The following is a 13,675-nucleotide window of genomic DNA, read 5'->3' as shown; positions in this document are numbered from 1 at the left end:
GCTGATCCCTCCCGAGTCTTCGTCCTGCGCCAGCCGCCCTAGTGGGGAGGAAAAGCAACTGGTAACCCTAAAAGAAGCGTGCTGAATGCGTAACAACAAACCTCACTCTATTATTCATGTAAAAAAGAAAAGGCAGTTCTCCTCCAGTCATTCGTTCATCATTGGAATCAAGCCCTTTTCAAGCATTTTTATCTTTACTGTTTCATTAGAACCACAACGGGCGGAGGGAGGCCGGCGGAGACTTCCATGTGACGAGCGGACAGGCTGAAACAGCCGCGCACTTTGGGCTGGTTCAGCGTTCGCCACATAGAAAAGCGGAGCCGGCAGCCCGGAGCCCCTGTATGTGCTTCTTAAAGAAAAAAGAAGAAGCAAGGCTCTCAGCTACTAAATGGTTCGTATTCAATGGCTACTCTCATTGTTAGTATGTTTGTTAAGATTTTGTAAAGAAGGAGGGATGGAGAGTAGATTGTCGAATATTAGTTGTTAATGCCAAATAGGGCAGATGCCTCTTTTCGGTCTTCCGCTGCTTTTTTCTGTGTCATGCTGCACAACGAAGAAAAAAGCTCTCCTGCCTCTGCATCAATAACCGTCAGCCCTCGTGCTGTCACACCGCCTTTAGCAGCCGTCCGTTCTGTTAACATCTCCAATGACCACTTTTTTTGCTTTAACAATTCTCCAAGTCCGATCATCATGTGAAAAGCGAGCTCTTCCGCCTGGTTTTTAGACAATCCATATGCAGCTGCTTCCTCCGCATACATCACCGCCATTTTCGAAAAAAAAGCAGGACCGCATCCGGTTAAATCAGAAGCGGCGCGTACAGTGCGGTCGTCTATCTCCAGCGCCACGCCGGAGATGCTCTCGAGCACGTTTTTAATGTCGCGCTGCCAGTCCTGCCCGCATCTTTGCCCGAATGAATATAAAATACCGCCGGCCAGTGCTGTGTTTGTCACCGATGGAATCACTTTTCCGCAGGGGCAGGGGAGAACCGATTCCATTTGCTTGATTGAAACAGCGCTTGCGGTGGAAAGAACGCAGTGCTCACTTGTCAAGAAAGGAGCGATGGATTCAAGAACCGGTTTTAAATCCGTTTGCCGCAAGCAAACAAAAATCAGCTGTGCGTTTTTCAGCACGTCTTTTACGGACGTACACACCGTTGTTCCGGGGAAATTCTTTTTTAATTGCGCCGCTTTTTCGATGGTCCGGTTAAAAAGAAAAAGGTTTTCCCGTTCAATCACAGCAGATGTAAGCATGGCTTCTGCCAATACCGTGCCGATGCTGCCTGTACCAATGATGCCGATTTTCATCATGGATGCTCCTTTCTTGTTCACTTAACATCTGTACGTCTGAGAACGGAGAATATACCGGAAAAAAGGAGTGGAACATGAACGTACAGGAACTGATCAAAAAATATAAACTACCCGCAGCAGCCGGAGCGGCTATTCTGCTGTTCTGGCTGTATGGACTAACAGAAGAAGCGCCTGTTCCGCCGGCAGAGTCTGTGACGATCGTCGAAACAGAGCCGCTTGTTCAAGCAGATGTGCAAGAGCAGCCCGCAGAACCTGTAGAAGTAGCCATTGATGTAAAGGGAGCTGTTTCAATGCCCGGCATATATATGATGAACAGCGATGAAAGAGTGAATGATGCGATTAACCGGGCAGGTGGCTTATTAGAGCAGGCCGATGCCGCAGCGATTAATTTGGCTCAGAAAGTGCAGGATGAAATGGTCATTTACGTGCCAGCTAAGGGGGAAGAAGCGCCTGTCATACAAACGGCGGTCCCGAATTCATCATCAGCTGCAGGCACCTCTTCTGAAGCTGAATTAATTAATTTGAACAGTGCTGATTCAGCCGGACTGCAGGAGCTTCCCGGCATCGGAGAATCAAAAGCCCAAGCGATTTTAGACTACAGGGAAACAGAAGGACCTTTTCAATCAATAGAGGACTTGAAAAACATATCGGGGATCGGCGACAAAACATTTGAAAAGCTGGCTCCGCTTATTACGATACAATAAAGCGTTTGACGAATGAAAAGAATTATCGCTAAACTAAAGAAAGAAACCGGCAGCAGCTGGAAAGATAGAAATGAGGAATAAACGAATGGAACGAAAAAGCTGGGATGATTATTTTTTAAACATTGCGGACGAGGTGTCGACACGTTCAACGTGCAATCGCTTGAATGTAGGCTGTGTCATTGTTAAGGACAAGCACATTGTCTCAACAGGCTATAACGGCTCCATTCATGGCCACGAGCATTGTCATGAGGCGGGCTGCTTACTGTCTGATCAAGGGCGGTGCATTCGCTGCCTGCACGCAGAGCTGAACGCTGTCTTGCACGCGGAGCGCGATAAACTAAAGGGAGCGTCTGCGTATGTGACCCATGAGCCGTGCGAAAATTGTGCAAAAACGCTGGCGCAGGCGGGGGTCGCGCGAATTATTTACCGGCATGCTTATCCAAATAAATGGAACAGCCACTTTTTGAAAAACATTGAGGTGGTGCACGTTCCGCATTAATTGAAAAGGACGGAGCAGATGACACCTCTTCGAATGACGGTACCCTCGCTGGCGGCTGTGTTAATCGTGCTGGATGCACCAGCACCGATCGTTGTTTTATGTTTGGTGGCGGCAGGCCTGCTGTTCATGAGAGCTCAAAACAATGAGCGTGTTCAAATGGCGTGTATATGCTTGTTGATGACCGTTACCACATCGATTCACGCCTCGACGCATCATTCTGCGTTTCAAGGAACTGAAGCAGAGTGGGTCATTTCCTTCACAGACGATATTCGATTAGGAGGCGACCGACTGCAGGCAGGTGTGGTGGAAACGTCAACTGGAGAGCCGTTTCAATTGCGTTATCGAATGCAAACGGAAAAAGAAAAGCATGCGCTGGAAAAAGAGCTGGCGGTTGGAATGACCTGCCGGATAAAGGCGGAAGCCAGCCCACCTGCGCCGTCGAGAAATCCAGGCGAATTTAACTACCGGCAGTATTTAGCTACTTCAGGAACGTTTTTCGTGTTAACGGCTGATCAGCTGAAGCTGAGCCAGTGTGTCCACAGTACGTCTATTCACCATCTGCCCGGCAAATGGCGGATGGCAGCCATCGATCAAATTGAAGCAGTGTTTCCAGAGCCTCTTTCATCGACGGCAGCCGCTTTGCTGTTTGGTGATCGTACAGGGGGATCTGAGGAGGTGAATGAGGATTACGAGCGCCTTGGCATCGTTCATATTCTATCGATATCAGGCCTTCATGTCACGCTGCTGACAGGCCTGCTGTTCTTCGTTATGATCCGCCTAGGCGTTACACGCGAGCGGAGCCGGGTGGTTTTGCTTGCGGCTCTTCCTCTTTACTGCTTACTGGCAGGTGCATCGCCTCCGGTGATTCGTGCCTGCTTGATGACCGGTGCCATCCTCTTTGCCGCTTCCCATCATCAGCAGCTCAAGGCGTCCTCGGCACTTTCCATCGCGTTTATCGCCATGATTTTGTATAACCCATTCAGTTTGTTTCAAGCGGGTTTCCAGCTGTCGTTTATCGTGACCTTCGCGCTTGTCCTGTCCTCTGGCATCATTTTAAAAAGGGCTCAATCGGCTTTCGAACTTTCCTGGTTTGTTTCTATTTTGTCGCAAATCGCCGCGTTGCCCGTTCTTCTTTACCACTTTTCAGAGCTGTCACTTATTTCTCCGCTGGCAAACCTCTTGTTTGTGCCTTTTTATTCGATTCTTATGCTTCCGCTTTTGCTGATTCTGTTTCTTTTCTCTTTTGTCATGCCTGTATCGCTGCCAGCCGCACTGGCTAATGCGCTGTTAATCAAGATGAACCAACTGGCCGCCTTTTTATCCGATCTGCCAGTGGCGGTGCTGGTCACAGGCCAGCCGGGAATGGCTGTATTAGCCGTGGTGGCGTTCATAGCCGCCGGCTGCTTTGTCCTATGGGAAAACACAGGACGGCTGAAATACAGCCTCGCCGTCTGTGGCTTTTTACTGATCGGTCTTGTGTTCCTGAACAAGTACACACCATACGGGGAAGTCACCTTTTTAGATGTCGGGCAGGGAGACAGCATTTTTATTAAGCTCCCCTTCAACCAAGGCACCTATTTGATCGATACAGGAGGGCAGGTGCCATTTGAAAAAGAGGCCTGGATGGCACGTGACCATTCATTTTCAGTGGGAAAAGACACGATTGTTCCGTTTTTAAAACGAAAAGGCGTGACGGAAATCGACAAACTGATTTTGACTCACGCAGATTTTGATCATGCGGGAGCGGCGGCTGAGGTGCTGGAGTCGATTCCGGCAAAAGAAATCATCATTTCTCCAGGATCGGGCAGTGTGGAGGTAATGGCTGGTATTCTCGAGACGGGACTGCCTGTGCGGGAAGGGATAGGCGGCGAACAATGGGCGGCAGGCGATGCTTTTTTTCAATTTTTATTGCCCAAAGATCGAACGTATGAAGGAAACAATGACTCCCTCGTTTTGTATGCGGAAATAGGTGGGCAATCTTGGCTGTTTACGGGTGATTTAGAAGAAGCAGGGGAAATGGAGCTGATTCGAACATACCGGCTTCAAGCAGACTGGCTGAAGGTTGGGCATCATGGCAGCAAAACCTCTTCCAGTAAAGCGTTTATTGACGGCGTTTCACCGGAATTTGGTGTAATATCAGCAGGTGTGAAAAACCGTTACGGACATCCGCATAAAGAGGTGGTGGAAACATTAGAGGAAGCGGGTGTATTCATTTACAGAACGGACGAGCACGGGGCCGTTACCTACACGTTTAAAGGAAAAGAGGGGAGGATTTCAACCGTGATTCCTGAAAAATAAAAAAATCCATCCCGGCTGGACCAGAATGGATTTGCTGTTTGTGCCTCACCCAACAAGTTGAATGACCGTAGCAAGGATAAACATTGTGGCAAAAAAGCCGAATGATACGACAAAGCCGACGCCGGAGTCTACAGCATCATTGCGCTTTGACTGAACATTTTTTTCGAATTCGTTCATATGAATCCCTCCTGTTTCATTCACAGCGCCCGCTTAAACGGACACCGCTCTCTGCTGTTTTAAGTATAGACAATGAAAGCGCAAAAATCTATAGTGTTCATTGAAATGAAAGGGCGGACAAAAAATGTTCACATTTACAGCAGCTTGCGGACAGCTGGCTTTTTTTCTAAAATGGGAGAGGAACAGAATGGAGTCGTGAATATGGATGTATTAAAAGAATTAAAGAGCGGACGCTTCCGGTCATTGTATTTATTATACGGGCCTGAGCAGTATTTTATAGAAGAAGCGCGGCAGTCGCTGCTGAAAGGAGCAGTAGGCGGAGAGGACGCCGATTTAAATATTGTCACGTTTGATATGACAGAAGTGCCAATAGATGCCGCAATCGAAGAAGCTGAAACATTGCCATTTCTCGGCGAAAAAAAGCTCGTATTTGTTCAAAATCCGCTTTTCTTCACAGCGGAAAAAACAAAAGTAGAGCATGATTTAAAAAAGCTGGAGCAGTATTTGAATGACCCGGCCCCTTTTACAATCCTTGTGTTTCAAGGGCGGTTTGAAAAGCTGGATGAGCGCAAGAAAATAACAAAGCTTATAAAGAAACAAGCGGGCATTTTGGAAGCCAAGCGCCCTGCTGAGCGGGAGCTGACGGGCTGGATTAAAAGCAAAGCTGCAGAGGAGGGTGCGGTTATAGGAGAGGCGGCGGCTGCACAGCTGCTCGCGATCGCCGGCTTTCATTTATCGGTGCTGGCTATGGAAATAGCGAAGCTTGCTCTTCATGTGGGGGAAGGCAATGAAATTACAATAGAGCATGTAACGGACTTAACATCCCGTACGTTAGAAAGTGATATTTTTCGTCTCGTCGACCGAATCGTGACAGGGCATCTTCAGGAAGCTCTCCGCATTTACTACGATTTAATCCGGTTAAATGAAGAGCCATTGAAAATACTGGCGATTGTGGCCGGGCAGTTCAGGCTCATTTATCAAGTAAAGGAGCTGGTGAAAAAAGGCTATGGCCAGCAGCAAATTGCCGGGCAATTAAAAGTGCATCCGTTCCGGGTGAAAATTGCCGGCAATCAAGCGCGGTCTTTTTCAGAAAAACAGCTTGCGGCCGCGATTCAAATGCTGGCTGAATGTGATTATGAAATGAAAAGCAGCGGAATGGAAAAAAAGATGATTATTGAATTGTTTTTCTTCCGTCTTCAAACGATGATGAAAGCCAAATAAAAAAAGTGTCCGTAAATGGACACTTTTTTTATTAGTTTGCCAGCTTTTTCATAAGACGGCTTTTTTGACGGTTCGCAGCGTTTTTGTGGATAAGGCCTTTTGCTGCAGCTTTATCTAGTTTGCTGACTGCTTGTACAAGCAATTCTTTTGCGTTTTCGTCATTATTAGCAGCTGCTGTTTCGAACTTTTTCACTGCGCTGCGCATAGCTGATTTAGCTTGCGTGTTGCGTGCTGAACGAATTTGAGCAGTTTTTGTGCGTTTGATGGCAGATTTAATATTTGGCATTTACTGTCACCTCCTAAAAATGGATCGAAGTTGCATTCGTACCCGATTATCAATCATTATTGAATTAAACAACAAGAAGTATTTTAGCAAAGGAATGACAGAATTGCAATAGCATTCCGCTGTAAAGGAATAAACTTTTACACGCCCGGGCAAACTGTGAAAAAAATGGAGAGGTGAAATGTATGAGAAAGTGGTCTCCGCGCACAGATCTTGCATTGGAATCCGCTTTAATAGCGGAGCAGGAGCAGGGCGGCAAAGTAGAAGGCATTAACATAAAGGAAGAAGAAAAAGAACAAACAAAAGTGACAACTGTTCAAATATCTGAAGGAGCAGAACGAATTACAGGACGAAAAGCGGGTCACTACGTCACCATCGAATCGGCTGATTTGCGTCAGTCTGATTCCAGCCGGCATGCAGCGATCAGCCGGGTGGTCGCGGAGGAAATCCGCTTGTTTATTAAAGGCGCTGAATTACCACAGACCGCCTCTTGCTTAGTGGCGGGACTTGGCAATGATTTAATCACACCCGATTCCCTCGGGCCTCGCGTAACAGACCGCCTGATTGTCACCAATCATTTATTCAAGCTGCATCCGGAGCATGTTCAAACCGGATACCGGCCTGTCAGTGCGATTTCACCCGGAGTCATGGGAATGACCGGAATCGAAACAGGCGATATTTTGCTTGGCTTGATTGAACGGGAAAAGCCGGATTTTTTAATTGTCATTGATGCGCTTGCGTCCCGTTCGATTGAACGATTAAACGCCACCATTCAAATGACCGATACAGGCATTCAGCCGGGCGCAGGAATTGGAAACCGCCGAAAGGAAATCAGCCGGCAAACGGCAGGTATCCCGGTGATTGCGATCGGCATTCCAACAGTTATTGACGCTGCGACGGTTACGCGGGATGCGGTGGAGATGGTGATGAAGCATTTAGAAGAAAAAAGCGGCCGGGCAGATCAGGAGTGGAAAAAATCATTTTTAGGAAATATCGGCCTGCTGAACGAAGAAGAAAAGCATCAGCTGATTACAGATGTGCTGACACCGGCAGGATTAAATATGATTGTGACACCGAAGGAAGCGGATTTATTCATTCATGGTGCGGCAGCCGTTGTTTCCAGCGCATTGAATGAAGCTTTGCACGACCGTCCCCCGGAGGAAACAAGATCGTTTTTTGCAGGCTGAATCTTGGTCTGCTTTTTTTTTATGTGCATAAAGTAATCGTAAAAGGAACAAAAAGGGGATGGCGACAATCCTTTTGCACAAAAAAAAGCAGACAGCCTTTTGGTTTTTTCCCGCCTACGCAAGCCTTGTAGCGATGCCTTTATGGACAGCCGGTTTATTAACCGTCATGCCATTTTCATACCATTTTGCCTCTGAGTCGATGAGCCGGGCGGCAGCGGAAATACCAGCGGCTCACTTTTTCGAAGTCCTCCGCAGTGAAAATCATCTTTTTGAATCAGCAGCCAAGCCGGAGCAAAACACACTCACATTCATTGATACCGCTTTTCAGTCTGCAGCGGGCATCAGCCTGCGGGATCCCCGAACGTTCCTTGGCAAGGAGCTGCCGGGGTTTTCGATTTACGACGGCCAGATTTTAATTGCCGGTGAGGGAACGGATTATACGACGATGCCAATTGAATCGAAAGAACCGGATGATGTGCCTGTTCCAGAAGCTCCCCCTCAAGAGCCGGAGGACCAGCAGGCCGAAGCGGAAAAGGAAGTTCTTCTATACTTCACTCATACGTCGGAAGCCTTTACGCCCAAAAATGGACAAGACCCGATTAATATTACGGAAGTGGGGACGATGATCGCCAACTATTTAAAAGAAGAAGGCGTGCATGCAGCAGTGAACAAAACGGATATTGGCGCTCTTTTAAATAAAAAAGGAAAAAAATACAGTGCTTCCTATGAAGAATCCCGGTCGGTGGTCGCGTCTGTACAAAAACAGGAACCGTCCATTTCCTACTTTGTAGACATCCACCGCGACTCTCAGAAAAAAGAGATCACCACCACTGTGATAAATGGGCAGCCGATGGCCAAAACAGTGTTTGTCGTCGGAGGCGAGCATGCCCATTATGAAGAAAATGCCCGGTTTGCCTCGGCGCTTCATACCCTCTTTGAACAGCATTATCCTGGCTTGTCACGCGGTGTCATCGTGAAATCCGGCAGCCAGACAAATGGAAAATTCAATCAGGATCTTTCCAACCGGGCGATGCTGATTGAAATGGGCGGCGTGGAAAATACACGAGAAGAATTGGATAGAAGCGCAAAAGCGTTTGCTGACATCTTAACGAGATTTATCCAATCCGAGCAAAATGGCTGAGCCGTTTAGCGAATGTTCGTTGTCATTTGCAAATCTCGCTGATATAATCACACTAGTATATATGTGCCGATAACAGGAGTGAAAAATGGATGAACAACAACGACCGACTAGAACGGCAGGAGCGGATTCGAAATTTCTCGATCATTGCCCACATTGATCACGGGAAATCAACGCTTGCTGACCGTATTTTAGAAAAAACAAAAGCATTAACTGCACGTGAAATGAAAAGTCAGCTGCTGGATTCAATGGATCTTGAACGAGAACGCGGCATTACGATTAAATTAAATGCTGTTCAGCTAAACTACACAGCGAAAGATGGGAAAGAGTATATTTTCCATTTGATTGATACACCGGGACACGTCGATTTTACGTATGAAGTTTCCCGGAGCCTTGCTGCGTGCGAGGGAGCCATTCTTGTAGTGGACGCCGCACAGGGAATTGAGGCGCAGACGCTTGCCAACGTGTATTTGGCGCTTGACAACGATCTGGAAATCCTGCCGGTCATCAATAAAATTGATTTACCGGCTGCAGAGCCGGAGCGTGTTCGGAAGGAAGTAGAGGACGTTATCGGACTGGATGCATCGGAGGCCGTTCTGGCGTCTGCGAAAGCAGGGATCGGCATTGAAGACATTTTAGAGCAAGTCGTGGAAAAGGTTCCGGCGCCAACAGGAGACCCTAATGCGCCGCTTAAAGCCTTGATTTTTGACTCCATTTACGATGCATACCGCGGTGTTATTGCCTACATTCGCGTTGTGGACGGGACAGTGAAAGTCGGCGATAAAGTAAAAATGATGGCGACGGGCAAGGAATTTGAAGTAACTGAAATTGGCGTTTTCACACCGAAAACAACACAGCGGGATGAACTGACTGTCGGGGACGTTGGCTATTTGGCGGCTGCCATTAAAACGGTCGGCGATACACAGGTCGGCGATACAATCACCTCTGCGAAAAATGGGGCAACTGAAGCGCTTGCCGGCTACCGGAAGCTGAACCCGATGGTGTATTGCGGCCTTTATCCGATCGATTCTTCGAGATACAACGATTTGCGTGAAGCGCTTGAAAAGCTGGAGCTAAACGATTCAGCTCTTCAATATGAGCCGGAAACGTCACAAGCACTCGGCTTCGGCTTCCGATGTGGATTCCTTGGACTTCTTCATATGGAGATTATCCAGGAGCGGATCGAACGCGAATTTAAAATTGATTTAATTACAACCGCACCGAGCGTTATTTATCAGGTAACGATGACGGACGGAGAAGAGCTTCGGATCGACAATCCATCCGATATGCCGGACCCGCAAAAAATTGCTCATGTAGAGGAGCCGTACGTCAAAGCGTCAATCATCGTTCCAAATGACTACGTTGGTGCAGTGATGGAGCTTGCCCAGGGAAAACGCGGCATCTTCATCGACATGCAGTATTTAGACACAAACCGGGTCAGCGTTGTGTATGAAATGCCGTTATCAGAAATCGTTTATGATTTCTTTGACCAGCTGAAATCCAGTACAAAAGGGTACGCATCCTTTGATTACGAATTAATCGGCTACAAGCAGTCCAAGCTTGTGAAAATGGACATTTTGTTAAACACGGAAACGGTCGATGCGCTTAGCTTTATCGTTCACCGTGATTTTGCGTATGAGCGTGGTAAGATCATAGTGGAAAAGCTAAAAGAATTAATTCCGCGCCAGCAATTTGAAGTGCCGATTCAGGCCGCAATCGGAAACAAAATTGTGGCACGGTCCACGATCAAGGCAATGCGGAAAAACGTCCTCGCCAAATGCTACGGCGGAGACATTTCACGGAAGCGTAAATTGCTTGAGAAGCAAAAAGAAGGTAAAAAACGCATGAAACAGGTCGGCTCTGTTGAAGTCCCGCAGGAGGCCTTTATGGCTGTCTTAAAAATGGACGACCAGCAAAAGTAACGAGTGAAAAGGTGCCCGATTCGGGCACCTTGCTTTATTTTTGAACGAAAGGTGGGGACAGAATGACGAGTGCAGCATACATCCATATTCCTTTCTGCCATCAAATTTGTCATTACTGTGATTTTAATAAAGTGTTTATGAAAAACCAGCCCGTGGAAGAATACTTGAAGTGTCTGGACGGTGAAATGGGGATGGCGGAGCCGGGTCATTATCAATCCATTTTTGTGGGTGGGGGCACGCCGACTGCTTTGAATGAGAAGCAGCTCGCTTTTTTAACCCGGTCCATCGCGGAGCGGCTGCCGGTTCTTCCGGGAGTTGAATACACATTCGAGGCCAATCCGGGTGAATTAACGCTTGAGAAGCTGCGCATTTTAAAAGAAGGCGGCGTCAACCGACTCAGCATTGGCGTGCAGTCCTTTAATGACGAGCACTTAAAGCGGATCGGACGGATGCATACGAAGCAGGATGTATACAAGACGATTCAAGATGCCGAAAAAGCGGGCTTTGATCATGTAAGCATTGATCTGATCTACGGATTGCCGGAGCAGACGCTGGAGGATGCCGTTGATACCGTTGAAAAGGCGCTGGCTCTTGATCTGCCGCATTACTCTGCATACTCTCTTATTATTGAACCAAAAACAGTGTTTTACAATCTAATGGCGAAAGGAAAGCTGCCGCTGCCGAAAGAAGAGTCAGAAGCCGATATGTACGAAGCGGTAATGAACAGTATGGAAGCACACGGACTTGTGCAATATGAAATCAGCAACTTTGCACGCCCCGGCTTTGAAAGCCGTCATAACTTGACGTATTGGAACAATGAAGAGTATTACGGATTCGGTGCAGGGGCGCACGGTTATGTAAATGGCGAGCGGTATGCCAACTTCGGTCCTTTGAAAAAATATATGGAGCCGATTGAAGAGATGAAGTGGCCGCGCATGACAGCGCAAAAAACAACCGCACAGGAGCAGATGGAAGAAGAAATGTTTCTTGGGCTCCGGAAAATGGAAGGCGTCTCGATTTCGGACTTCGAAAAGAAATACAAAAAAAGTCCTTTGCATGTTTTCAGCGGACCGGTTGAAGAAATGAAAAACCGCGGGCTGCTTCAAGTAAAGAACAATTTCATTTGCCTGACACATAACGGCAAATTTTTAGGGAACGAAGTGTTCCAGTCTTTTTTAATTCAATAAGCGTACTCGTTGACAGACAATCCGGTTTTTGATAATTTATATGTAGATTTAGCACTCATAACGAAAGAGTGCTAACAGAGGTGATAAAAGGTGCTGACAGATCGCCAACTGTTTATCTTGCAAATCATTATTGATGATTTTATACGTTCGGCGCAGCCGGTCGGATCACGCAACCTCGCCAAAAAAGACGATGTGTCGTACAGCCCGGCCACGATCCGCAACGAAATGGCGGACCTGGAGGAAATGGGCTTTTTAGAAAAAACCCATACATCCTCCGGGCGCGTTCCGTCTGAAAAAGGGTACCGGTATTACGTGGATCACATGCTGTCGCCCGGATCCATTCGCCGCAGCGAAAGAACAGCTATTCATTCCATTTTTGCCGACAGGCAGGAAGGCATGGAAAAAGCCGTTCAAAATGCAGCGACCATTTTATCGGAATTGACAAGCTATACATCGATTGTCCTTGGACCGAAGTTCAACGACCATAAGGTGAAAAATCTGCAGATCATTCCGATCGACAGGACATCGGCTGTGGCAATTATCGTCACGGATACAGGGCATGTGGAAAACAGGCTTTTTTCCCTTCCGGATGGAATTGAACCGGCGGACATTGAAAAGATGGTCAACATTTTAAATGACCGATTAACAGGTGTTCCTTTATCCGAGCTTCGCCGGAAAATCTTTCAAGAAACAGCCCAATTAATGAAACGGCATCTTCATAATTACGAAGCTGTTTTGAATATGTTTGCCGAAGCATCCGGCGGCCAGCCGATCGGCAAGCTGTTTATTGGCGGGAAAACAAATATATTTAACCAGCCGGAATTCCGTGATATTGAAAAGGTGCGGCTTGTGATGGATATGATGGAAAAAGAACACGATATGTATGAGCTCGTGCGCCCGACCGAATCAGGTATCCAGGTAAAGATTGGGACGGAAAATGCGGAGCAGGCAATGGAAGACTGCAGCTTGATTACCGCCTCTTATTCTGTCGGCAACGAACCTGTTGGAACAATCGCGATTTTGGGGCCGAAACGGATGGAGTATTCCCGGGTTATTACACTGGTGGACTTTTTAAGTCATGATATGACAAACGTTCTTACGCGTCTGTACAATACACGTTCTTAAAATGATCATTGAATGTTGGAGGTGGCTATAGTGGCAGAAAATCAAAAGCCATTAACGGAAGAGGAGCCGATGAACGAAACGGCTGCTCAAGAGGAAGAAAATGAGTCTGTTGAAACAGAAACGGATGAAGTCGTGCTGGAAGAAGCACAAGAAGAATCGAAGGAAGAGCAGCTTCAAAAGCAGCTCGATGAATCAGAAGACCGCTACTTACGTTTGCGGGCGGACTTTGATAACTTCCGCCGCCGCGCGAATCTAGACCGCGAAGCACAGGAGAAATACCGTGCGCAAAAGCTCGTAGGCGAGCTGCTGCCGGTGCTTGATAATTTCGAGCGTGCGCTTCAGGTGACGGCGGAGCATGAGGAAACGAAGTCACTGCTTCAAGGCATGGAAATGGTGTATAAAACACTCGTTGCCGCTCTCCAAAGTGAAGGCGTTGAGCCGATTGAAACGGTTGGAAAGCCTTTTGACCCAACCGTGCATCAAGCGGTTATGACGGACAGCGATGAATCAGCGGAGCCGAATTCGGTTTTAGCGGAGCTTCAAAAGGGCTATAAACTAAAAGACCGGGTTATTCGCCCATCTATGGTAAAAGTAAACCAATAAATAACTAAACAAGCATTGATTTCA

The 13,675-nt window shown here is 47.3% G+C and carries 13 protein-coding genes; 10 read left to right on the top strand and 3 right to left on the bottom strand.

What is annotated here, in order from left to right:
• Positions 1-476 precede the first annotated feature (476 nt).
• The gene (locus BW952_RS03015; protein ID WP_045851037.1) at positions 477-1,304 is read right to left on the bottom strand and encodes a pyrroline-5-carboxylate reductase dimerization domain-containing protein; all 828 of its coding nucleotides are present in this window, start codon (positions 1,302-1,304) and stop codon (positions 477-479) included.
• 77 nt (positions 1,305-1,381) lie between these two features.
• Here BW952_RS03015 and BW952_RS03010 point away from each other — a divergent pair, with 77 nt between their 5' ends.
• From BW952_RS03010 to BW952_RS03000, 3 genes are all read left to right on the top strand, one after another.
• On the top strand, positions 1,382-2,011 hold the full coding sequence (locus BW952_RS03010; RefSeq protein ID WP_045851036.1) for a helix-hairpin-helix domain-containing protein: 630 nt from the start codon (positions 1,382-1,384) through the stop codon (positions 2,009-2,011).
• Positions 2,012-2,096: 85 nt separating this feature from the next.
• Positions 2,097-2,510: a deoxycytidylate deaminase gene (locus tag BW952_RS03005; protein ID WP_045851035.1), complete on the top strand. Its 414-nt coding sequence runs from the start codon at positions 2,097-2,099 to the stop codon at positions 2,508-2,510.
• Positions 2,511-2,528: 18 nt separating this feature from the next.
• Positions 2,529-4,808 (top strand): DNA internalization-related competence protein ComEC/Rec2, encoded by a 2,280-nt coding sequence (locus BW952_RS03000; RefSeq protein ID WP_045851034.1) that lies wholly within the window; start codon positions 2,529-2,531, stop codon positions 4,806-4,808.
• A gap of 45 nt (positions 4,809-4,853) precedes the next feature.
• Here the strand turns inward: BW952_RS03000 and BW952_RS02995 are convergent, their stop codons facing one another.
• A complete protein-coding gene (locus BW952_RS02995) occupies positions 4,854-4,985 on the bottom strand; it encodes a YqzM family protein (RefSeq protein ID WP_045851033.1) in 132 nt (43 codons plus the stop codon).
• Between the two features lie 201 nt (positions 4,986-5,186).
• On the opposite strand from BW952_RS02995, the gene holA reads away from it, so the two are divergent.
• The gene (gene holA, locus BW952_RS02990) at positions 5,187-6,206 is read left to right on the top strand and encodes a DNA polymerase III subunit delta (RefSeq protein WP_045851051.1); all 1,020 of its coding nucleotides are present in this window, start codon (positions 5,187-5,189) and stop codon (positions 6,204-6,206) included.
• Positions 6,207-6,237: 31 nt separating this feature from the next.
• On the opposite strand, the gene rpsT is transcribed toward holA, so the two are convergent.
• Positions 6,238-6,492, bottom strand: coding sequence for a 30S ribosomal protein S20 (gene rpsT / locus BW952_RS02985; protein ID WP_045851032.1), 255 nt, complete (start codon positions 6,490-6,492; stop codon positions 6,238-6,240).
• A 182-nt stretch (positions 6,493-6,674) separates the two neighbouring features.
• On the opposite strand from rpsT, the gene gpr reads away from it, so the two are divergent.
• The 6 genes from gpr (at position 6,675) to grpE (ending at position 13,651) form a co-directional block, all read left to right on the top strand.
• Positions 6,675-7,676, top strand: a complete 1,002-nt coding sequence (gpr, locus tag BW952_RS02980) for a GPR endopeptidase (protein ID WP_045851031.1) — start codon at positions 6,675-6,677, stop codon at positions 7,674-7,676.
• A gap of 58 nt (positions 7,677-7,734) precedes the next feature.
• Positions 7,735-8,817 carry a stage II sporulation protein P gene (gene spoIIP, locus BW952_RS02975; protein ID WP_045851030.1) on the top strand — a complete coding sequence of 361 codons (1,083 nt, stop codon included), beginning with the start codon at positions 7,735-7,737 and terminating at the stop codon, positions 8,815-8,817.
• Positions 8,818-8,906: 89 nt separating this feature from the next.
• Positions 8,907-10,736: a translation elongation factor 4 gene (lepA, locus tag BW952_RS02970; RefSeq protein ID WP_045851029.1), complete on the top strand. Its 1,830-nt coding sequence runs from the start codon at positions 8,907-8,909 to the stop codon at positions 10,734-10,736.
• 62 nt (positions 10,737-10,798) lie between these two features.
• Entirely contained in the window at positions 10,799-11,923 is a 1,125-nt protein-coding gene (hemW, locus tag BW952_RS02965) for a radical SAM family heme chaperone HemW (RefSeq protein WP_045851028.1), read from the top strand.
• Positions 11,924-12,013: 90 nt separating this feature from the next.
• Positions 12,014-13,048: a heat-inducible transcriptional repressor HrcA gene (hrcA, locus tag BW952_RS02960; RefSeq protein WP_045851027.1), complete on the top strand. Its 1,035-nt coding sequence runs from the start codon at positions 12,014-12,016 to the stop codon at positions 13,046-13,048.
• 30 nt (positions 13,049-13,078) lie between these two features.
• The gene (gene grpE / locus BW952_RS02955) at positions 13,079-13,651 is read left to right on the top strand and encodes a nucleotide exchange factor GrpE (RefSeq protein WP_414735803.1); all 573 of its coding nucleotides are present in this window, start codon (positions 13,079-13,081) and stop codon (positions 13,649-13,651) included.
• Positions 13,652-13,675 lie beyond the last annotated feature (24 nt).

Origin of the sequence: Domibacillus enclensis, assembly GCF_900156125.1 — a bacterium.
GTDB lineage: Bacteria > Bacillota > Bacilli > Bacillales > Domibacillaceae > Domibacillus > Domibacillus enclensis.
Note: the sequence above shows the minus strand (reverse complement) of the source record. Positions and strands in the feature narration are given on the sequence as shown.

Bases quoted from the DNA above. Each gene is read 5' to 3' on its own strand.
- BW952_RS03010 (WP_045851036.1), top strand. From the start codon at position 1,382: ATGAACGTACAGGAACTGATCAAAAAATATAAACTACCCGCAGCAGCC.
- holA (WP_045851051.1), top strand. From the start codon at position 5,187: ATGGATGTATTAAAAGAATTAAAGAGCGGACGCTTCCGGTCATTGTAT.
- lepA (WP_045851029.1), top strand. From the start codon at position 8,907: ATGAACAACAACGACCGACTAGAACGGCAGGAGCGGATTCGAAATTTC.
- BW952_RS02995 (WP_045851033.1), bottom strand. From the start codon at position 4,985: ATGAACGAATTCGAAAAAAATGTTCAGTCAAAGCGCAATGATGCTGTA.
- rpsT (WP_045851032.1), bottom strand. From the start codon at position 6,492: ATGCCAAATATTAAATCTGCCATCAAACGCACAAAAACTGCTCAAATT.
- spoIIP (WP_045851030.1), top strand. From the start codon at position 7,735: ATGGCGACAATCCTTTTGCACAAAAAAAAGCAGACAGCCTTTTGGTTT.
- BW952_RS03005 (WP_045851035.1), top strand. From the start codon at position 2,097: ATGGAACGAAAAAGCTGGGATGATTATTTTTTAAACATTGCGGACGAG.
- BW952_RS03015 (WP_045851037.1), bottom strand. From the start codon at position 1,304: ATGAAAATCGGCATCATTGGTACAGGCAGCATCGGCACGGTATTGGCA.
- BW952_RS03000 (WP_045851034.1), top strand. From the start codon at position 2,529: ATGACACCTCTTCGAATGACGGTACCCTCGCTGGCGGCTGTGTTAATC.
- gpr (WP_045851031.1), top strand. From the start codon at position 6,675: ATGAGAAAGTGGTCTCCGCGCACAGATCTTGCATTGGAATCCGCTTTA.
- hemW (WP_045851028.1), top strand. From the start codon at position 10,799: ATGACGAGTGCAGCATACATCCATATTCCTTTCTGCCATCAAATTTGT.